Below are 18,546 nucleotides of genomic sequence, written 5' to 3'. Positions count from 1 at the left end.
AAGCCGATAACGCTCAAAACGCCTTCGCCATTTGGAAACCGTTTGCACCGACACCTGGTGCCGGGCCGCGATGTCTCGCCCGGAAAGGCCCTCGGAACTGTCCAGAATCAGCTCCGCGCGTTGCTTTTCGGCCGCTGGCGTTTTGCGGCGCCGCACCCACTGCTGCAACTCGGCACGCTCAGCATCCGACAGGTCCAGCTTGATCGGTTTGCGACCACGTTGAGCCATAACGCCCCCTCTCAAATGGAGATCAACCCATGGCCTATATTGTATAACGAACTAATGTTAAAGCACACTAGGGAAACACTGATTAATGTACACGCTCGCGCTCGAGTCGCTTTTGCGTGCGAACAAGGCGCGGTGACTGCCGTGCAGTCATTCTGCTACAGGTGAACCGCAACGCCGTGTGCGCGCCCGTTTTTGATAACAACGGGCGGCCGAGCCCCTGCATTGAATGGTTGGTGGGGTTGGTACCCCAGGTTCCCCGATCCTGCGTTGCGGCCCTTGCCGGTAGAACCACTACCGGCTGCGCTCCGCGCCTTGTCTCGGAAAACCTGGGGTACCAACGCGAGTGTGTACATTAATCAGTGTTTCCCTATTTGAGACCGAGCTGCTTCCTGGCCTCGTCCAGCGAGACTTCCCTACCAGCCTCCAGGTCCGCCAGACCCGCGACGACGGCCCGCATGAAGTCCCGCTCTTCCTCAGCCTTTTCGAAATCCGCCACCGACTGAACCACGGCAACACCCCTGCCCCGGCTAGTCAGCAGTACGGGCCGGTGAACCTCGGCCACGTGTTTCATAACCCGTCCGGGATTCGTCTTCAGGTCGGTCAGGGGGACCAGGTCTTCGGAAAATTTGATCATCGCAATCCGCTCCATCATAAGCCGCCGTTAGGGCGGACTATAGCACCTGTTAAAAGGGCTATGGAGAGCACCCTGCGGAAGAAGACGGAGGAAGTGGACACCCATCTTCTTCGAAGCGTCACACTGTTATCCCGGCCGGGCAGAAAGACGGGGTCGGACCAAGGTAACCGACGGCCGAGGCGCATGCCCGAGCCGCCATCGGCGAGGCAGTGGCGCTCCTGGAGCGCTTTCCGCTGAGCTGCCGCATGGCCGACGCCTACCACCCCCGCATCCGCGAACTCCTGATTCCGTTTGGGCGCTCGGGTTATGTTGCCCTGTTCGAGATCGACGATGCCGAGACGGTCACCCTGCTGGCGTTTCGGCACCAGCGCGAGGACGACTATTTTGGCGGCGAATGACGGGCGGGAAAAACGGGGACAGATTGATTTCTCATGCCTGACGTGACGGCGGACGGCCTGGACGCCGCCGCTCAATGCAACAGCCGATGACCTCCTCCACCCCATCCACAAAACGCCAGTTGCCGGTGAGTTGGCCGCGCTGCAGCGCCTCGCGCATCAGCGACAGCCCCTGTTCCGGGACGCCCTGCTCCACGAACCGCGCATACCGGACTCGTCGTTCTTCGACATCATCCCCTCAAGGTGCTCGCGCGCCACGTGGCAGCAGCAATGTGCTCCGCGAGAATCTACAGGGGCAACGTCGTTTGTCGGCTGGCTTTCAACCGGGTGTTCCGCGCCGCCGAGGCCAGCTTGGTGACGCGCACGCCCAGCAGCCGCAGCGGTTGACCCAGGTCGATCCGACGCAAGCAGTCACGGGACGCGGCCAGAATCGCCTGAGGGTCGTCCGTCCACGTGTCCAGCGTAAGGTCGCGGGTAACCGTGCGGAAATCGCTATAGCGCAACTTGATCCCGACCGTCCGGCCCAAGTAGCCCTTGCTATGGAGATCCCCGGCAACCCGTTCGCACAGGGCCACCAGTATGCGAGTCAGCTCGTCGCGATCCGCCCGTGGATGCAGGTCCCGCTCGAAGGTGGATTCTCGGCTGATGGATTTAGGCTCCCGCTCGGTGATTACGGGGCTGTCGTCCCGGCCATGGGCCACCTCATACAGCCACCAGGCATAGGTCTCGCCAAAATGCTGGCGCAACCGATATAGATCGGCCTTCGCCAGATCGCCAATCGAGACGATCCCCAGCGCTTTCAGGCGCTTGGTCGCCTTTGGCCCTATACCGTTCACCTTCCCCACCTCCAGCGCCCAGATGCGCGCCTCGAGGTCGCCTTCGCCCAGCACCGTCATCCCCGCCGGCTTCTCCAGATCCGAGGCGATCTTGGCCAGCAGCTTGTTAGCGGCCAGGCCGATGGAACAAGACAGCCCCGTCTCGGCCTGCACCGCATCGCGAATCCCTCGCGCCGTCTCCACCGGATCGCCCTTCACATCGGTCAGATCGATAAACACCTCGTCGATGCCGCGATCCTCGACCTTATCGGCTCGCGCCCGGACCACCTGCTTGAACTGACGCGAACAGGCGCGATAGGCATCGAAATCCGCCGGCAACAAAACCGCATCCGGCGCCAGCTGCCCCGCCTTCATCAGCCCCATCCCGGAATGCACCCCAAACGCCCGCGCCTCGTAGGTCGCCGTCGTCACCACACCGCGCCCTCGATAATCGCCGAGCCGTTCGAACCGATACCGCCAATCTGCCCCTCGCTCCGGCACGGAGAGACGTCGCCCTCCGATCACCGCGGGCCGCCCCCGCAGCTCCGGATAGCGGAGCAGATCCACGGATGCATAAAACGCATCCATATCGAGATGAGCGATGGTTCTCACGGAATGGCAATCAGACCCGGACTCGGCTTAAGGAGACGCCGCACGCTGCGCTCCCTGAAGGGGGTAGTCTACCAGCCAGCATCCCGACCACCGATGAATTACCGCCCCATCCCACCCTGCTGTGGGAGGCCGGCCCTCTGGCCAAGGGGCGTGGCTGGCGCTGGATCGGCCAGAGGCTGCCCGCCCACAACACATCCCCCCGTCGTTGCGAACCCCCAGGGGCCGCGGCAACCACCAATCAAGAAACCGCAGGGCTCTGAACTTGCCTTTTTCGAGGACTCTCGCTCAAAGGACACGACCTAAACCCACTGGCGTGCGGCCGTGCCGGATAAGGCAGCGGCGCACAGCACGGCCTAGTGGCCTGGGCGACATCGAATTGAGAGTCTCCCTGGTCAGTCCTCAGCCCCATCCGCACCACTGCTCTTCAACCCCAGATGCGCCTCCAGTTCGGCCACCCGGGCTTCCAGTGCCTTGAGCCGGTCGGTCACGGCCGGGCTGTCGGGAGTGGCTGCTCGGCTCGCGCTGGCAACCGACCGTTGCAGCCGTTCGCCGTCGATCTCACCACACAGCCGGTGCATGTAGCGGTCCTCGCGCTGGCCAGGGGCACGGCCCAGGTCCGTGATCAGAGGCGCTTCGCGCCCGGCCAGACTCTGAAGGTTGTCGCGCACCCCTTCCTGGTCATCAAAACCATGCAGGCGCTCGGCCCGCGTATACAGCTCGGCCACCGTTTGCGGGCCCCGTAACAGCAGCAGCCCGATGATCGCGGACTGCCCCGGCGTCAGCTCCAGTACGTGGTTGGCCTTGTGTGCGTAGCGCGTCGCGCGGGCGCCGACATCACTTTTGACCAGGCCGCGCTGCTCCAGCTTGCGCAGCGCCTGACCGACCTGGCCCGGCTCAAGCTTCATTACCGGGTGCCGGCTGGTTTTCTGGTTGGCCGCCGTGACCGTGGCATTCAGGGTCAGCGGGTAGCTCTCCGGCGTGGCCGCTGCCTTCTCGATCAGACAGCCCAGCACGCGGGCCTCTTCAGGCTCCAGTGGCGGCTCCAGGGGCAGGCCTGGGGCGTTTTCGCTTGGATCGCTCATGCACATCGGGTCCGGTTGCGGGAGTGGTATGTAGTATGCGGCATTGCGCGGTTTCGTTCGTGCGATTGGCCTGCTTGATCGGCTGAGCTCGAACCGGGCTGCGCAGGGCTACTTTCATGACTTCACCCTGGCGCGATTCCTTGTCGACGGCCACCTCCACTCTCCCAGCTGACACCCCCCGTCCGCGCGCCGCCCGGTGCGGTTTCCGGAATGAGCGTCCAGGCTGGGCGAAAGGATGATTACTGGAACGATCCGAGCCGTTGCCGCAGTTGCTGCGGTATCTGGCAATGACGGGAAAACCGTACGGTTTACGGGACGTACGCCAAGGCGTACTCTTGGTCGAAGCCCACACACTTGCGAGGTGCGCCATGACGGGAATTACGGCTACAGAGGCGCGCAGCAACCTCTACCGGCTGATCGACGAAACGGCGGAATCCCATGAGCCGATTGTGATCACCGGCAAACGGAACAACGCAGTCCTGCTATCCGAGTCGGACTGGTCGGCCATTCAGGAGACCCTGTACCTGCTATCGGTGCCGGGTATGCGCGAGTCGATCCGCGAGGGCATGGATACTCCGGCGGATGAATGCCATGAGGAGCTTGATTGGTGACATGGAAGTTGGTCTACACCCGACAGGCTCAAAAGGATGCGAAAAAGCTGGCTGCCAGCGGCCTTAAGCCAAAGGCACAGGCACTGCTGTCGCTGATCGCGGAAGATCCGTATCAAACGCCCCCACCTTGCGAGAAGCTGGTGGGTGATCTCTCCGGCGCGTACTCGCGGCGCATCAATATTCAGCACCGGCTTGTGTACCAGGTGCTTGAAGACGAGAAAGTGGTCAAAGTGATTCGTTTATGGAGCCACTACGAGTAACCCGGCTACAAAGAAACAAGAAACGGGGACAGATTTATTTTTCTGCGGCCAGAACGTCATCCTGGCCGGGGCAACGCGGAGGAGCGGGATCTCCGGCGCCAACGCCTGCCCCGTGGCCCGAGGTCGTTGCAGGCATCGGCACCCCGCTGCCATCGATACCCCGAACGCCAGGCAGCGCGGGCGCGGATCAGGGGCGCCATGCGCGCCAGTAGGCGTGCAGTCGTTTTTGCAAGGCCTTCGGCTTTTCGGCGTACACGCGCTGACCCAGCGACAGGCCGCGCGCCCGTAGAGAGCCCTTCTGCTCGGCCACCTGGGCACGCAGTCTGGCGATGGCCGAGGGTTCCATCACCCCCTCCGGCAGACCGACCAGCACCGTGTCCACAACGGTCAGGTCATGGTCGTCGCCGAGCAGATCGGACAGTGTTCCCAGGGCCCGGGCCTGCGCTTTCATCATCTCCGGCCAGACGGGCCGCAGCAGGCGCATCTGGATCCAGTGCTCCTTGGTCCGCTTGCGCCATGTGTGCCAGAGCTCGTCATCTCCGTCCACAAGCGCCACTCCCAGCGCCTCTCGCCCACGCCGATAGGTCCGTTCGAGCCCGGGCGCGATCCGTGCAAACCCCTTTCCCCGCGATGGCAGGGCAACCATCTCGGCCCGGCGTTCCCGCAACGCCGCAGCGACTGCATGACGCTGCGCCTTCAGTTGATCGTCTCCTGCCTGCGCTGCGCCATACTGCTCGGAGAGATAGCGATGCAGCGGTTCTACGGAGGGCATCCCGGGCGCGTCTGCCAGGGTGCGCAGCGTCGTCAGGATGACCGCTGCATCGCGGGCGCCGGACAGTGCCCGACCCAGATCCCGCAGCGCCCGGTTCCTGTCGCGAAAATCCTTGCGGGGCAACTGCGGCTCGACCAGGCGCAGCAACGCCCGTAGCCGTTTGAGCCGCTTTCGGGTCTCGTGGACCACCCGGTCATCAGGAATCCCGGCGTCCAGAAGCTCCGCCTCACCGCTGGACATCTCCTCGCGCACTACACGGCGGAGGCCGGCCGAGACGGATTCCTTGCGCTTGAATGCGAATGCCATGTTCCGGCCTCAAAGCCAATCGGTCAGGAAATCTTCACCTTTTTTTCGATCTCGCTCCACAGCGCGGCATAGTCCCGCGTGACCGGGGCATGCGGGGCGAACGCGGGCAACGGCTGCATCTGCTCGCCCATGCGCTCCACGATGGCGGCGTAAGGAATCTCGGCGGTCAACAGACGCTTGAGCGAGACGGGCGGTTGATCGCGCAAGGTTCTGTGGAGCCTGCGGCGTCGATCGACCTGGCAGAAAAAGGGATATAGCTGCTTGTGCCCCAGCCCCCGGTCCTTCATGAAGGACCGGACCTGATCGAAGGAGCGCACGGACAACGAGGACGGAATCAACGGGACCAGGACCGCGTCGGTTGCGGCAAAGACCTGCCGGGCGAGCTCGGAGAGGCTGGGTGGACAGTCCAGCACCACCAGCGAGTAGTCCTCCCCGAATGGCGAAATGAGCCTGGCCAGGGTCTGATCGCCATCCGCGTGACGCTTGATGGCCACATCCAGGTTGCGATAGGCGAGATCCGACGGGATCAGGTCCAGCTTCTCGTAGGGCGTGCGCCGGACCAGGTGCCCGACGGGAACCTTCCCGCGCAGGATCTTTTTGATCTCCCCGCTGCCCGTCGCCTGCGGCGCCAGATACCAGCCCCCTGCGCCCTGGGGATCAAGGTCCCAGAAGAGCGTGCGCAGGCCGGAAGCGGCAGCCAACCAGGCACAATTGACGGCTGCCGAGGTCTTCCCTACCCCGCCCTTCAGATTGTAGAAGGCAATCGTTTTCATTGATGTTTGCAAAAGTACCAGGCCACGTATGGACCCGATGACCGGACGCTATCACACTCAGCGGGGCGATCGTCACCGTGGCGCGGAGCCTGTCGGATTCGGGGCGGATCGGTTGCGCGTGCGGGAGAGACCGCGCACCGAATGCCAGGAGAAGAGAGGGCATCCCCCCTCTTCCAGACGCCACACAGCGATCCTGGCCGGAGCGCAGCGGTTATCGGGGATGGCGACTGCCTCGAACACTCGCCCCCGTACGAGGGGGGGGCAACATCCGGCTCTGGCGGGGGCTTCGCTTGCAACAAGCACCTGCGGGACCGGATCGCTCTGGAGGTATTGGGATTGGATGGAGGGGCATGGGAACCCCGGGTTCGTGCCTGCTTCACTGGCCGAGTGCCCGGATAACCGCTGGGCGGCTTTCGGGATGGCTCCAGGCGGCGTCGGGGGCTGGCCCTGCTTTTCGCCTCTGAGCAGCCGGGGGATGGCAGCAAGGTACGCCTGTCTGGAACGGGGGGTTATTCTTCTTCGTCGTCCTTGCCGCTGGGGGTGATGGTGCGGCCGACGGCTGCGGCGGTGCGCCCGGTGGCCTTGACCGTACTGGTTGTGACGCTGACGGCAGCGCTGGTCGCGGCTGTGGTGGCACCGATGACGGTGCAGCCGCTGGTCAGGGGCAGCACGAGGGCCATTACGAACAATGGGCGCGCGAGGTGCTTTAGGCGCATGGACAATCGCTCCGAACGGGACGAGAGACAAGCCTGACCGACTGGAGGGGCCTCTGACAAGCGTGAAAAAGGGGAGACTGGTTTTCCGGGCCAGAAAGATGAAACCATTCATCCTGTTCCGGGCACCAAGCCATCATCTCAGCCGCAGCGGTTATCCGGGATGAAAACCCAACCGGCACCTCGATGCCGCAGGAGCCTGCTTGCAGGCGACGCCCCTGCCCGCGCCCGGCTCTGGCAGGCGCATCCGCCTGATATAGTCATCCCGGCCGCCGCGCAGCGGAGAGCCGGGATCTCCGACATCCGCTCCTGCCCCGCCGGCCGAGATCGCGGATAACCGCTGCGCGGTCTCCGGGATGACCATATGAGCTATCGAGGCCCCACCTTGTTTTGCCACGGGACTCAGGGTGCGCTTGAAGATGCCCCTGGTCCGGCCTGGTACGGCATCTGCGGGACCGGACTGGTCCGCCTTGCGCCTGCCCGGCGCCGTTACGTTACGGCCACCCGGGCAGTGAGGCATGCAGGAAGCGGCTCCGGGGCAACGCGCGATTGCGTACCCCGGAGCGCGGAAGAAAATGAGACGAAGAGGGCGCCACGCCCCGGTCCACAGGGACGGGTGAGGCGCGTGGGAGTGGCTGCGAAGATCAGTGCTGGTTGCTCATCTCGCTGGGCTTGATGCCCGGTCGATGCTGATGAACCCGAGCGCGCCGCGGCTCCTGTGCCATCAAGCGGACCACAACGGCGGCCACTGCGAGCGCTGCAGCAACGCCAATCAGAGTAATATGATCAAAATGCATGGTGTATCTCCTGTAACGGGCCGATGTCGCGATATGTGCAACGATCAGCTGGTACCGAACCTTGCACAGCCTTCACGATACGGATGGCCTGTTACATGAGGATTTCCTAATCTGCTAACTTTGTAACAAGATGTTTCACCCCTACTTCCGTTAGGTCTACAGAAGCGCTCATGGAGACAACAGCCCCGCCGAAAATCCTTGTGGTTGACGACGATCCCGGTCTGCGGGATCTGCTGCAGCGCTACCTCGAAGAACAGGGGTACAGCGTGACGGCGGTTCCGGACGGCACCGGCATGGACGCGGCGCTGGAACAGGCCTCGTTTGATCTGCTGATCCTGGACGTGATGCTGCCCGGTGAAGACGGTCTGTCGCTGTTACGCCGCATCGTGAACAAGACCCGCCTGCCGGTCATCATGGTGTCGGCACGTGGCGAGGACATCGACCGCATTGTCGGGCTCGAGGTCGGCGCGGATGATTATATCGCCAAGCCCTTCAATCCGCGGGAAATGCTGGCCCGGGTACGGGCGGTCCTGAGACGCCACGGTGCGGTCCATGAAGACCAGGCCTCTGCGGAAGAGGACGATGTTGGCCGTTTTGGCCCCTTCGAGCTGCATACCCGTGCGCAATGCCTGCTTCGGGGCGAGGAGGAAGTCCCGCTCACAACCGGCGAATTCACGCTGCTGCGGGTACTGGTGGAGCATCCCCGCCGGGTCCTTGACCGCAACACGCTGCTGGACTTGATCAAGGGTTATGAACACCAGCCATTCGATCGCAGCATCGACGTCCGCGTCGCGCGGCTGCGCCGCAAGATCGAGGACGACCCGAGCCAGCCCCGTTATATCCGCACCGTCTGGGGGCGCGGGTACCTGTTCGCGCCGGACGGCGCCGAGGCAAATGCATGAGGTGGCTGACGTCGCTTGCGCCGAGCTCGATCTTCATACGGACCACGAGCATCCTGCTCGTGGCGTTCCTGACCTTCGCCATCCTGACGCTTGGTGTCGTCGCCCACTTCACCATTCTCCCCCTGGCGCGCAGTGCGGCCGACGACACGGCTGCATTGATGTTGCTGTCGGGCCGGAGCTGGGCCGAGATCCCCCCACCCGCACGCAGGGGCTTCAACGAACGCCTGCGACGTGAGCACGGGCTCCGGATCACCCAGTCCAGCGAACCCCTGGACCCGGCGGAAAAACTGCGCCTGCCGTATCTCCGGTTCGTGCAGCAATCGCTGTCGGAACGGGTTGGCTTCGATGTCCCGCTGCGACCACAGGACATCGACGGGGAACGCTGGTACTGGGTTGATCTTGCACTGGGCAACCAGAACCTGCGCATCGGCTTTGCCCATGACCGGGTGGCCACTCAACGTGTCGAAGGGGCCCTGTCGGTTGCGCTCATTACCTTTCTGCTCGTACTGCTGACCGCCCTGTTCATGGCCGGTGGCACCACGCGCCGCATTCGACGCCTCTATACCGCCGTCTCCAGCGTGGGGCAGGGTCAGATACCCGAGCCCATTCCCGAGAAAGGCCCGCGTGAAGTCCGTCTTCTGGCTCGCAATTTCAACAATATGGCCCTCAAGGTTCATCAGTTGCTGGCGAATCGAACCACCCTGCTGGCCGGCATCTCGCACGACCTGCGGACCCCCCTCACCCGAATCCGCCTCTCCCTCGAGATCCTGCGCGAGCGCCCTGATCCCGAACTGATCGAAGGTATCTGCAACGATCTGCAGGCGATGGACCGGATCATCCACCAGTCCCTGGCCCTGAGCCGGGACCTCGAGACTCGGGAAGAACAGACGGTCGACATCAATGCCCTGCTGGAACAGGTCATCGCCGACGCCGGTGGCGAAGAGGCCCGAATCCTGTACCGCAGCGCCCCCGACTCCTGCACCCGCCGGGTGAACTCGGTCGCCCTGCAACGCATCCTGTCGAATCTTCTGGAGAACGCCGTGCGCTACGCGGGCGAAGAAGCGATCGAGGTCGCGCTGGAATGCGGGGCTGCCGTCACCATTCGCATCCTGGATCGCGGGCCCGGCATCCCCGAAGACGAACTCGAGAGCGTATTCCAGCCATTCCACAGGCTCGAGGCCTCACGCAGCGTACAGACGGGTGGCAGCGGCCTCGGTCTTGCCATCACGCGCCAGCTCGCCGAAGGCAACGGCTGGACGGTCTCCCTGATCCCGCGTACCGGCGGCGGGATCGAGGCCCGCGTGCGATTACCCCTGGACCCCAAAACAGCCAAATCGGGGACAGACTAGCTTTCCGACCGCTCGGCACCCCCATACCGCAGGAGCCTGCTTGCAGACGAATGCCTTTGCCTGGGCCGGACACGGGCAGGGGCTTCGCCTGCAAGCAGGCTCCTGCAAAGCTGTCGAATCCCGACATGGGCATCCGAGCGAAAAGTGGATACCGCCTTGTCTTCAGGGCCACGCCGGATATGTAACCATAGGCCGGGAAAACGGGCCACACTCCCACCCGCTGCGGCCAAGCCACCCCGAACCCGACAGCCCCCCGAATCCGGACATACCGAAAAGGTTCAGCACAAATGGCCGATACGCGCTACGTCACCGCAAACCGTTTGACTGAAGAGTCGAAGGCGATCCAGACACGCGGCCGCAACCTCGCGCTCATTCTGGGGCTGCCGGTGGCGCTCGGTGCGTTTTTCCTGCATCCGCTGGCGGGGCTGGTCGCGCTGGGATTTCTGGCGGCGCTGGTCACCAGCATTGGCGGCAGTGCGGTCATCGAGGCGGGCGCGCGGGGCGAAGATGCGGCGCTGGCATACCTGGCGAAGCTTCCCGACTCGTTCACGGTCTTCAATCAGGTCGACCTTCCGGACGAGCGCTCACGCACGGGCGTGGCGGAGGCGGATCTGGTGGTAGCGGGGCCGGAGGCCCTGTTCGTGATCGAGGTAAAACACAACAGCGGGGCGATCGACTGCGACGAACAGGCGGCGCAATGGACCGTGAACAAGACCGGGCGTCGCGGCAGCCGCTACACCAAGCAGATGCGCAACCCAGTGCGGCAAGTGAAGAAACAGGTGTGGCTGCTGAGCGAATACTTGAAGGGCCGCAAAGCCAAGCGCTGGATTCAGCCGATCGTTCTGTTCACGCACCCGGAGGCGTCGTTGGGGCGGTCGTCCGAGCTCTCCGTGCCGGTACTGAAGGGACCCGAACTGGTGGAATACATCCGCCGCTTTCGCCCGGAGCGCCCGCGCCCGGTCAAGGAGGACACGGTCCGGGCCATTGCCGCATTGAAGGGCTAAAACAAAAACGGGGACAGATTTATTTTTCGAAGCGGTCGAACGGGACTACCCGCCCCTTCCGAACCGCCACACGGTCATCCCGGCCGCAGCGCAGCGAAGAGCCGGGATCTCCAGCGTCCGTCGCGCCCCCGGCATCCGGGTTCCCGGATAACCGCTGCGCGGCTTCCCGAATGACACCCCGTTCGGCACCCCTCATACCGCAGGAGCCTGCTTGCAGGCGAAGCCCCTGCCCGCGTCCGACTCTGGCAAGGGCGTTCGCCTGCAAGCAGGCTCCTGCGGGACTGTGGTAGCCCAACGGGGACCCGGGTTCCCAACCGGGATATCGTTCCGGTCACGCAGGACGGAGGTGCCCGGGTTCGGGGCAGGCCGGGGCACTGCGGATGACGACCGCGTCAGGTCTTGTCCATAATCGCCGCGCATGGGGTTGGAACAACCAGCCCCACGACAAGAACATAACGAGGAGACGATATGAAGACGGCTTTCACCATGGCGGTGCTGTGCGCGGGACTGATGGGCACAGCGCAGGCCGACGGCTGGTCCATGATGCCCGTTCAGGATCCGGACTGGTCGCCCGATTTTACGCTGGCGGCGACCGCCGGGCCCATGAATGTGGATGTGTCCGAGGTGGGTTCTGATACCGCCCTGGGTGCACAGCTGTCGCTGAACTGCCCCTGGTTCACGCCGCCGGCGGGCAACATCCGGCAACAGTTCAACTTTAACCGTTTCGACAACGATGGCCTCAAACTTCAGACCTTTGAGGTAAATCCGCGCTGGTATGCCGGCAGCGGCAACCTCACCTACGGCGTTGGCCCCGGCTTTGGTTACGTCCGGGCCAACCCCGAGGACGACGCGTCCGACAGCATGTGGGCCTTCCAGCTGGGGACGGATGTGGAATATCGCCAGGGCGCCCTGTTTGCGGGCGCGAGCGTGCGCCAGCAGTTCACTCGTGGCGGCGATGCCGACAACCTTCTGGGTCAGGTCAAGGTGGGCGTTAATTTCTGAATCTGGCGCACCCTCGCCGGTTCGGAGCGGCCGGATTCCGGGACCCCCGGCGTCCGGGCGCCCCCAACCCTGATTGCGGCCCGGATCGGTCGGATCCAGGCGCTCGCCTGCGTTGCGGACAGCCGCCCTCCGGGTGGCCACATTGGTCCGCCGTGTAATCCCTGCACCCGACGCTTGACCATGGCCGCCCCCGATCAATGCCGGGCAATCTCGACCTCCTGTTGAACAAGCATTATCCCGACCGCTGCAGACGCAGGCTCGCGAGGTCCTGCGACAACATGTTGTACGCATTGCGATGCACCTCGCTGTATCCGCTCGAGGATTGCTGCAACGGCATTGTTCGCGGCCACCACAAGCGCAGAAGGCCCTGCCCCCTGCCCGAGTTTCCAATGTCCTGACAACCTGCAGACACCCCCGGGGTTCGTGACGTTGTTCGCCAGCCCCCCGGGGGCCTTGCATATGCTCTATCTTCTTTCCCGAATGTGCAGACGAGAGGCCTCCGGCGATGGCGACCGTGAAAAGCACCTGCTACGAATGCGACGCCAACTGCGCGATCGACGTGACCCTGGACAACGCCGGCGATCCGGTGAAGATCGACGGCCCCGACTGTCCGCGGTGCTACGTCCAGCTGGATCGGCGCAACCATCCCGAACGCCTGCTGTACCCGTTGCGGCGCACCGGACCGCGCGGCAGCGGCGAGTTCGAGCGCATCTCCTGGGACGAGGCGCTGGATACCATCGCCGAGCGCCTGCGCGCGACCCGCGACGCGCACGGCGCCCCGGCGGCGGCGTTCTTCGCCGGCTACACCAAGGAGGCGCGGCCGCAACTGCAGCGCCTGGCGCATGCCTTCGGCTCGCCCAACTACCTGACCGAGAGCGGCTGCTGCTTCTCCGCCACCAAGGTGGCGGAGGAGGTGACCTTCGGCACCAAGATCAAGACCTCCTCCACCGTGGCCTCGGATGCGACCCGCTGCCTGCTGGTGTGGTCCACCAACCCGCGCGGGTCCATCCCGCCGTTCCATCAGCATGCGCTGGCCGCGGCGCGCCCCGGCTGCGCCACCGTGGTGGTGGACCCGCGGGTGACCCCGCTGGCGGAGCAGGCGGAGGTGCATCTGCAGATCCGCCCGGGCACCGACGGGGCGCTGGCGCTGGGCATGCACTACCTGATCTTCGAGAACGGCTGGCAGGACCAGGCCTTCCTCGACGAATGGGGCAACGGGGTGGAGGCCTTCCGCGAATACGTGGCCGAATTCCCGCCGCAGCGGGTGGCGGCGATCTGCGGCATCGAGGAGGCCGACCTGCAGCGCGCCGCCGAGCTCTACGCGACCCGCGCCCCGGCGCAGATCATGCTCTCGCCCACCGCCACCGTGCAGCATTCCAACGGCTTCCAGAATCACCGCGCGGTGACCCTGCTGGCGGCGGTCACCGGCAACATCGACCGCGAGGGTGGCAACCGCTTCTTCAACGACAAGGTCACGCCGAAGCCGATCGACCTGTTCGACCACTGCAAACAGAATCTTCCGCCGCGCATCGGCGACGAGACCTTCCCGGTGTGGACGGCCCACTGGCCGGCGGCGCAGAGCATGCTGCTGCCCAACGCGATCCTCGACGGCCAGCCGCAGCCGGTGCGCGCGCTTCTGGCGATGGGCATCAACACCGCGATGTGGCCGAACTCGAAGCGCATGGAGCAGGCGCTGGGCGCGCTGGATTTTTTCGCCGTGTCGGACTTCTTCCACAACCCGGCCACGCGCATGGCGGACATCGTGCTGCCGGCCGCCACCAGCCTCGAGCGCCCGGCGCTGATCGCCTATCCCGGCTGCAGCTTCCGCGGCGAGCTGCGCTACCGGCATCAGGCGGTGGCCCCGCGTGGCGAGGCACGCGCCGACGCCGAGGTGTTCCTCGAGCTGGGCGTGCGCCTCGGGATGGCGGACCCGTTCTGGAACGGCGAGCTGGAAGCCAGCTGGGCCGAGGCGGCCGAGGGCATCCCCGAGACCATCCGCGAGCAGGTGTACAACGACCCGGACGGAGTGACCGTGTTCGCGAAGGCCCTGGACGACATGGTCGAGCACGGCTTCGAGGAGAGTGATCGCCAGTACCGCCTGCACGGCTTCCGCACCGTCAGCGGCAAGGTGGAATTCGATGCCGCCGAGCTACGCGAGGCCGGGCACGACGGCCTGCCGCTCTGGCGCGAGCCGGCGGAGAGCCCGGTTTCCACGCCGGAACTGGCGCGCGACTATCCGCTGGTGCTGACCAGCGGCGCGCGCCACAAGCACGCCACCCACTCGCAGCACCAGTACCTGGAGCGCATGCGCCGGGCGATGCCGGAGCCGCTGGTGGAGCTGCACCCGCAGGACGCCGCGGCGCGCGGTATCGCCGATGGCGACACCGTGGAGGTGCGCTCGCCGCGCGGGCGGGTCGCCTTCGTGGCGAAGGTCACCGATCGCATCAAGCCCGGCGTGGCGCACTGCCAGCACGGCTGGAATCACGCCAACGTCAACGAGCTGACCGACGATCGCAAGCTCGACCCGATCAGCGGCTTCCCCGCGTTCAAGTCGCTGCTGTGCGAGGTGGAACGCCTGCGCGCCGGGCACGAACAACGCCTGCCGGAGGCGGGCTGACCTTGCCCTTCGTCGGCGTCCTCCCCGAGCGTCGACACATCTTCCGGCCCGAGCCGCGCCGCGAGGTGGCGGTATCCGATGCCGCCGCCTGGCGCCTGAACCCCGGGCATCGGCATGTCTATGACAAGCTGCGCCTGGCCCTGGATGCGGGCCTGACGGCCGCGCCCTGCGGGGTCGCGCCCACGGACGTGGGGCTGGACGCGGCGGACACGGTGTTCGTGAAGCCGATCACCAACCTCGCCGGCATGGGGCTGGATGCGCGTGCCCTTCCCGCCGGCGAGGTGCCGGCCGAGCCCGGCAGCTTCTGGTGCCAGCGCCTGGAGGGCGCCCACACCAGCACCGACTGCCTGGTGGAGGACGGCGAGGTGCGCTGGTTCGCCCACACCCGCGGCTCGGACGAAAAGGACGCCGCGCGCCCGATCTACTGGGAGGTCGGTGCCGCCGTGCCCGAGGTGGAGCCGTGGATCGCCGACTGGGTGCGGCGCAACCTGACCGGCTACAGCGGCATCTGCAACATCGAGCTGATCGGCGGGCGACCGATCGAGGCCCACCTGCGCGGCTCCAACGGCTTCTTCGACTTCTACGGCCCGGCGTTCATCCCCGCCTGGGTCGCACTGGCAGACGGCGAACCCTTCACCCCGCCCCCGCCGATCCCCGGCGGTTTCGTCATCTCGGTATTCGGCGGGATCGAACTGGAGGACGCCGATTTCCGCGCCGCCGAAGACGCTGGAGTCGACCTGAAGCCCGATCCCTCAACCCCGGGCCGATCCGCCATCCTGCGCAGCGCCGACCGCGACACCGGCTTCGCCCTCTACCGCCGCCTCACCGGCCACCCCGCCCCGGACGCCCGAGATCCCGGATAACCGCGGCGTGGTTTCCGGCATCACACCCGTTCGACAACCCCCAATGCCGCAGGAACCTGCTTGCAGGCTCCTGCGGGTATCGGGGCGTCCTGATGCGAGCAGGGACCAAGGACGTTCCTTGCCATGACGCCGCAAGGGGGCAAGCATCAGGACTCCCGTCGCGGGGCAGGCACGATACGAGATCAGCAACCGCCTCCACCGCCGGCCGGGCCCCCTCCGCCGCCGGTACCCCCTTTGCGAACACTTTCCTCCAGCCACAGGGCCATGTGGCAGGCAATGGCGATGGCCCCGAGCGGGCGCGGATGGACCATTTCCACAAACCAGCCGCCTGTCGTGGCGATTCCCTCCTTGGGGCGAAAGGTCGCGACCAGGTCACGGCGGTCCCGGAGGGTATAGTCGAATAGCCGGCTCCAGTCGGCACGTTGGCCATTAAGCTGATAGTGCTCGTCGCGGTAACTGAACAGCCCGCTCAACGTCTTGCGGTCCGTGCTGGTCTCCTCGATCAGCGTGACCGTGCCGGCACCGGCGCGCCAGCGCTTCTGGCGCCGCGGCATCCCCAGAAAAGCGATATGGTGCTGAAGTTTCGTGAAAAATCGCTCGTCTGGCGAAGCAGTCATATACATGCGTGTGGTGGTAAAGTGCAGCTCCGGCTTGCCGAACCAGGCAAAAAAGCCGCCAGACGGACGGGCTAGACGAGCGATCGAGGTTCCGAACTGCCGAAGTTCCGCGATGCTGCCCGCCTTTGCGCCAAGAATCGGGAGCAGCTCAATCGGCGATACCTGCTCGAACTCAAGCAGCCCATCCACTGGCGTTTCCTCTCCCGGAGGCGAGGCCCCGGGCCTGTCGGAGACTTGCGCACGCCTGCCAGCGGGGGGCGCGGCAGGTCCATTCGGTTGCCACTGGGCCGCCGGCCCGTAACCTCGCCTGGACATGCCCGCCTCCTTGCGCGATCGCGGATATCGGTACATCTGACCCGAGTATAGATCCATCCATTCCGGCAGGTCCCGCATCGACCAACGCGACCGCACCACCGAACGGACTGGGGATCAGACCCGAAGCCTGTCGCGCTCGAAGCGGCTGCGAGCGTGGGAGAGTGGCGGTATGTTAGCGACATGGATATCGACCCGGTTATCCGCGAGTGGCTGCGTCTGGCCGGGCAGGCGCCCTCTTCGCATAACACCCAGCCCTGGCGGTTCCGCGTGCACCGCGCGGGGATCGAGGTCTGGACCGATCCAGCGCGTTCGCTGCCGGTGAACGACCCGGCCGGGCGCGAGCGCATCATCAGTTGTGGCTGTGCGGTGCTGAACCTGCGCACAGCCGCCGCTGCAGAGGGTCAGGGGTTGAACCTGCGCATGGAACAGGCGGGGGATGGCCCGTTCATACGCCTGCTGACCGGCCACCGCGGCGGTGCCGACCGGCAGGGCCTGGCACACCTGAGGGACTGGATCGACGTGCGCCATTCCTGGCGCGGCCGGTTTCACCCGGCCTCACCCTCCGCGGAGATCGTCACCTCACTCGTACAGGCCGCCTACCAGGAAGGGGCCTGGCTGGTCCCGATCACGGAGCCCGAAGCCCGCAGGGCCGTCGTCGAACAGGTCCGGGCGGCGACGGCGGCACAGTGGAAGGACCCAGCCTGGCGCAACGAACTGGCGTACTGGATGCGTGCGCCCTCCCACGGCGACGGTCTGCCAGTCAGCCGGTTCGGCGGCGGTCTGATCCGCTGGAGCATGCGCCATCTGGTATCCGCCCGGGCCATGGCCGGCAGCGAAGCCCGCGCTGCCCGCGCCGCCCCATTGCTGCTGGTGCTGGGCACCCGGATCGAGGGCCCGATGCAGTGGCTGATGACCGGGCAGGCGCTGCAACGCGTACTGCTGGAGGCGACACGCCACGGGCTCTGCGCCCGCTATCTGAATCAACCGATCCAGCAGAACGAATGGCGTCCGAAACTCGCCCAGCTACTGGGCGGGGGACCGCCACAACTGTTGTTCGCGCTGGGCCGACCGGATGGCACACCCCGCCCCACGCCTCGACGTCCGCTGGAGACGCTTTTAAAGCACTGAAGCCAGTGCCCACCAACGCCCGGAGGCAGGATCGGCCGTGGCGTGCGCTACACTGGGTGCCTATTGTTCTCCCGACCAATAGTCCTGTCCGTTATGCTGCTGACCTTATTGATCCTGTTTGTGCTGCTGGGCCTTGGCCTGGCACTGATGCTCTGGCATGCACGGCAGGTGTTTGCGATAGAACTGCGCGATGGTGCGGCCCGCGTGCGAAGCGGCAAGCCACCGACTGCATTCGTGCGTGGCTGCGCAGACGTCGCGCGTCAATTCGGGCTAACTCGGGGGCGAATCACTGCCGTGCGCACCGGCACGGGTGTGCAGTTGCGCTTCTCCCGTGAGATTCCGGAGAAGACACACCAGGCCTTTCGCAATGTGTGGACACCACCACCGGGCGGCGGAGGTGGCGGCGGCATGCGCGCGACCGGATAACGCCGCGTCGGGACCGGCGCGAGGGAACGGGCGCAAGGGTTGCTCGAATGCCACCGCGCAGGCACCTACGGGGATCCCCTCCGCGGTGTGCGGTGTGCGGTGTGCGGTGTGCGGAAAGAGAGCGAATCTGCGCCCGGACTGGACGCACGGATGCCCCGAGCAGGTCGGACCTGTCCACTGCACCCTGATCAAAGGAACCGCCGCGCAATATCCCGGATACTGGGCAGACGAATCCCGGTCATGAAGGGCGCGAACAGGCCGCGCAGGCCCTCGGTTATCCGCCGATGGACGCGCAGGGCGGAATCAAACACAGGAAATGGGACCG

The 18,546-nt window shown here is 65.4% G+C and carries 19 protein-coding genes and 2 pseudogenes; 11 read left to right on the top strand and 10 right to left on the bottom strand.

Annotated features, from left to right (window positions below):
• Both G332_RS13410 and G332_RS0111950 read right to left on the bottom strand, forming a co-directional pair.
• Positions 1 to 228: helix-turn-helix domain-containing protein (locus G332_RS13410; RefSeq protein WP_019627225.1), on the bottom strand; the 228-nt coding region annotated here is incomplete at its 3' end.
• Positions 229 to 595: 367 nt separating this feature from the next.
• Positions 596 to 880: a type II toxin-antitoxin system Phd/YefM family antitoxin gene (locus G332_RS0111950; RefSeq protein WP_019627224.1), complete on the bottom strand. Its 285-nt coding sequence runs from the start codon at positions 878 to 880 to the stop codon at positions 596 to 598.
• A 149-nt stretch (positions 881 to 1,029) separates the two neighbouring features.
• On the opposite strand from G332_RS0111950, the pseudogene G332_RS12965 reads away from it, so the two are divergent.
• A pseudogene (locus G332_RS12965) lies at positions 1,030 to 1,260 on the top strand (type II toxin-antitoxin system RelE/ParE family toxin); the annotation flags it as partial.
• Positions 1,261 to 1,291: 31 nt separating this feature from the next.
• On the opposite strand, the pseudogene G332_RS13555 reads toward G332_RS12965, so the two are convergent.
• The 3 genes and pseudogenes from G332_RS13555 to G332_RS0111930 form a co-directional block, all read right to left on the bottom strand.
• Positions 1,292 to 1,480: pseudogene (locus G332_RS13555) on the bottom strand (transposase); the annotation flags it as partial.
• 64 nt (positions 1,481 to 1,544) lie between these two features.
• A complete protein-coding gene (gene dinB / locus G332_RS0111935) occupies positions 1,545 to 2,684 on the bottom strand; it encodes a DNA polymerase IV (RefSeq protein WP_231362894.1) in 1,140 nt (379 codons plus the stop codon).
• A gap of 392 nt (positions 2,685 to 3,076) precedes the next feature.
• Entirely contained in the window at positions 3,077 to 3,766 is a 690-nt protein-coding gene (locus G332_RS0111930; protein ID WP_019627220.1) for a YceH family protein, read from the bottom strand.
• Positions 3,767 to 4,134: 368 nt separating this feature from the next.
• Here G332_RS0111930 and G332_RS0111925 point away from each other — a divergent pair, with 368 nt between their 5' ends.
• Complete coding sequence (locus tag G332_RS0111925) at positions 4,135 to 4,377, top strand: type II toxin-antitoxin system Phd/YefM family antitoxin (protein ID WP_018139194.1); 243 nt, start codon at positions 4,135 to 4,137, stop codon at positions 4,375 to 4,377.
• Positions 4,374 to 4,637 carry a Txe/YoeB family addiction module toxin gene (locus G332_RS0111920; RefSeq protein ID WP_019627219.1) on the top strand — a complete coding sequence of 88 codons (264 nt, stop codon included), beginning with the start codon at positions 4,374 to 4,376 and terminating at the stop codon, positions 4,635 to 4,637. The genes G332_RS0111925 and G332_RS0111920 overlap by 4 nt, the downstream gene beginning before the upstream one ends.
• A gap of 187 nt (positions 4,638 to 4,824) precedes the next feature.
• Here G332_RS0111920 and G332_RS0111915 read toward each other — a convergent pair whose 3' ends face one another.
• The 4 genes from G332_RS0111915 to G332_RS13720 all read right to left on the bottom strand — a co-directional run bounded on the left by G332_RS0111915 (position 4,825) and on the right by G332_RS13720 (position 7,998).
• Positions 4,825 to 5,715 carry a CHAD domain-containing protein gene (locus G332_RS0111915; RefSeq protein ID WP_019627218.1) on the bottom strand — a complete coding sequence of 297 codons (891 nt, stop codon included), beginning with the start codon at positions 5,713 to 5,715 and terminating at the stop codon, positions 4,825 to 4,827.
• 23 nt (positions 5,716 to 5,738) lie between these two features.
• Entirely contained in the window at positions 5,739 to 6,488 is a 750-nt protein-coding gene (locus tag G332_RS0111910; protein WP_019627217.1) for a ParA family protein, read from the bottom strand.
• Positions 6,489 to 6,997: 509 nt separating this feature from the next.
• Positions 6,998 to 7,204, bottom strand: a complete 207-nt coding sequence (locus tag G332_RS0111905; RefSeq protein WP_026340830.1) for a hypothetical protein — start codon at positions 7,202 to 7,204, stop codon at positions 6,998 to 7,000.
• Between the two features lie 641 nt (positions 7,205 to 7,845).
• The gene (locus tag G332_RS13720; RefSeq protein WP_019627215.1) at positions 7,846 to 7,998 is read right to left on the bottom strand and encodes a hypothetical protein; all 153 of its coding nucleotides are present in this window, start codon (positions 7,996 to 7,998) and stop codon (positions 7,846 to 7,848) included.
• 170 nt (positions 7,999 to 8,168) lie between these two features.
• Between G332_RS13720 and G332_RS0111895 the strand changes: the two genes are divergently transcribed.
• From G332_RS0111895 to G332_RS0111870, 6 genes are all read left to right on the top strand, one after another.
• Positions 8,169 to 8,900, top strand: a complete 732-nt coding sequence (locus G332_RS0111895; protein ID WP_019627214.1) for a response regulator — start codon at positions 8,169 to 8,171, stop codon at positions 8,898 to 8,900.
• Positions 8,897 to 10,249: an ATP-binding protein gene (locus tag G332_RS0111890; RefSeq protein WP_019627213.1), complete on the top strand. Its 1,353-nt coding sequence runs from the start codon at positions 8,897 to 8,899 to the stop codon at positions 10,247 to 10,249. The genes G332_RS0111895 and G332_RS0111890 overlap by 4 nt, the downstream gene beginning before the upstream one ends.
• 287 nt (positions 10,250 to 10,536) lie before the next feature.
• Positions 10,537 to 11,253 (top strand): nuclease-related domain-containing protein, encoded by a 717-nt coding sequence (locus G332_RS0111885; protein WP_019627212.1) that lies wholly within the window; start codon positions 10,537 to 10,539, stop codon positions 11,251 to 11,253.
• A gap of 468 nt (positions 11,254 to 11,721) precedes the next feature.
• Positions 11,722 to 12,255 carry a hypothetical protein gene (locus G332_RS0111880; protein WP_019627211.1) on the top strand — a complete coding sequence of 178 codons (534 nt, stop codon included), beginning with the start codon at positions 11,722 to 11,724 and terminating at the stop codon, positions 12,253 to 12,255.
• A gap of 505 nt (positions 12,256 to 12,760) precedes the next feature.
• Complete coding sequence (locus G332_RS0111875) at positions 12,761 to 14,872, top strand: molybdopterin-dependent oxidoreductase (protein ID WP_019627210.1); 2,112 nt, start codon at positions 12,761 to 12,763, stop codon at positions 14,870 to 14,872.
• A gap of 2 nt (positions 14,873 to 14,874) precedes the next feature.
• Complete coding sequence (locus tag G332_RS0111870; protein WP_019627209.1) at positions 14,875 to 15,735, top strand: hypothetical protein; 861 nt, start codon at positions 14,875 to 14,877, stop codon at positions 15,733 to 15,735.
• A gap of 182 nt (positions 15,736 to 15,917) precedes the next feature.
• Here the strand turns inward: G332_RS0111870 and G332_RS0111865 are convergent, their stop codons facing one another.
• Positions 15,918 to 16,541, bottom strand: coding sequence for a hypothetical protein (locus G332_RS0111865; RefSeq protein ID WP_019627208.1), 624 nt, complete (start codon positions 16,539 to 16,541; stop codon positions 15,918 to 15,920).
• A 306-nt stretch (positions 16,542 to 16,847) separates the two neighbouring features.
• On the opposite strand from G332_RS0111865, the gene G332_RS0111860 reads away from it, so the two are divergent.
• Together G332_RS0111860 and G332_RS0111855 are read left to right on the top strand one after the other, a co-directional pair.
• Positions 16,848 to 17,795, top strand: coding sequence for a nitroreductase family protein (locus tag G332_RS0111860; protein WP_019627207.1), 948 nt, complete (start codon positions 16,848 to 16,850; stop codon positions 17,793 to 17,795).
• Positions 17,796 to 17,888: 93 nt separating this feature from the next.
• Complete coding sequence (locus G332_RS0111855; RefSeq protein WP_019627206.1) at positions 17,889 to 18,221, top strand: DUF3634 family protein; 333 nt, start codon at positions 17,889 to 17,891, stop codon at positions 18,219 to 18,221.
• Positions 18,222 to 18,546: the final 325 nt, after the last annotated feature.

The organism is Thioalkalivibrio sp. ALJT (assembly GCF_000381825.1).
Classification (GTDB): Bacteria; Pseudomonadota; Gammaproteobacteria; order Ectothiorhodospirales; family Ectothiorhodospiraceae; genus Thioalkalivibrio.
Note: the sequence above shows the minus strand (reverse complement) of the source record. Positions and strands in the feature narration are given on the sequence as shown.

Excerpts from the sequence above, each read along its gene's own strand:
- G332_RS0111925 (WP_018139194.1), top strand. The coding sequence starts at position 4,135 with ATGACGGGAATTACGGCTACAGAGGCGCGCAGCAACCTCTACCGGCTG.
- G332_RS0111880 (WP_019627211.1), top strand. The coding sequence starts at position 11,722 with ATGAAGACGGCTTTCACCATGGCGGTGCTGTGCGCGGGACTGATGGGC.
- G332_RS0111905 (WP_026340830.1), bottom strand. The coding sequence starts at position 7,204 with ATGCGCCTAAAGCACCTCGCGCGCCCATTGTTCGTAATGGCCCTCGTG.
- G332_RS0111860 (WP_019627207.1), top strand. The coding sequence starts at position 16,848 with ATGGATATCGACCCGGTTATCCGCGAGTGGCTGCGTCTGGCCGGGCAG.
- G332_RS0111855 (WP_019627206.1), top strand. The coding sequence starts at position 17,889 with ATGCTGCTGACCTTATTGATCCTGTTTGTGCTGCTGGGCCTTGGCCTG.
- G332_RS13720 (WP_019627215.1), bottom strand. The coding sequence starts at position 7,998 with ATGCATTTTGATCATATTACTCTGATTGGCGTTGCTGCAGCGCTCGCA.
- G332_RS0111930 (WP_019627220.1), bottom strand. The coding sequence starts at position 3,766 with ATGAGCGATCCAAGCGAAAACGCCCCAGGCCTGCCCCTGGAGCCGCCA.
- G332_RS0111910 (WP_019627217.1), bottom strand. The coding sequence starts at position 6,488 with ATGAAAACGATTGCCTTCTACAATCTGAAGGGCGGGGTAGGGAAGACC.
- G332_RS0111890 (WP_019627213.1), top strand. The coding sequence starts at position 8,897 with ATGAGGTGGCTGACGTCGCTTGCGCCGAGCTCGATCTTCATACGGACC.
- G332_RS0111895 (WP_019627214.1), top strand. The coding sequence starts at position 8,169 with ATGGAGACAACAGCCCCGCCGAAAATCCTTGTGGTTGACGACGATCCC.
- G332_RS0111885 (WP_019627212.1), top strand. The coding sequence starts at position 10,537 with ATGGCCGATACGCGCTACGTCACCGCAAACCGTTTGACTGAAGAGTCG.
- G332_RS0111950 (WP_019627224.1), bottom strand. The coding sequence starts at position 880 with ATGATGGAGCGGATTGCGATGATCAAATTTTCCGAAGACCTGGTCCCC.
- G332_RS0111875 (WP_019627210.1), top strand. The coding sequence starts at position 12,761 with ATGGCGACCGTGAAAAGCACCTGCTACGAATGCGACGCCAACTGCGCG.
- G332_RS0111915 (WP_019627218.1), bottom strand. The coding sequence starts at position 5,715 with ATGGCATTCGCATTCAAGCGCAAGGAATCCGTCTCGGCCGGCCTCCGC.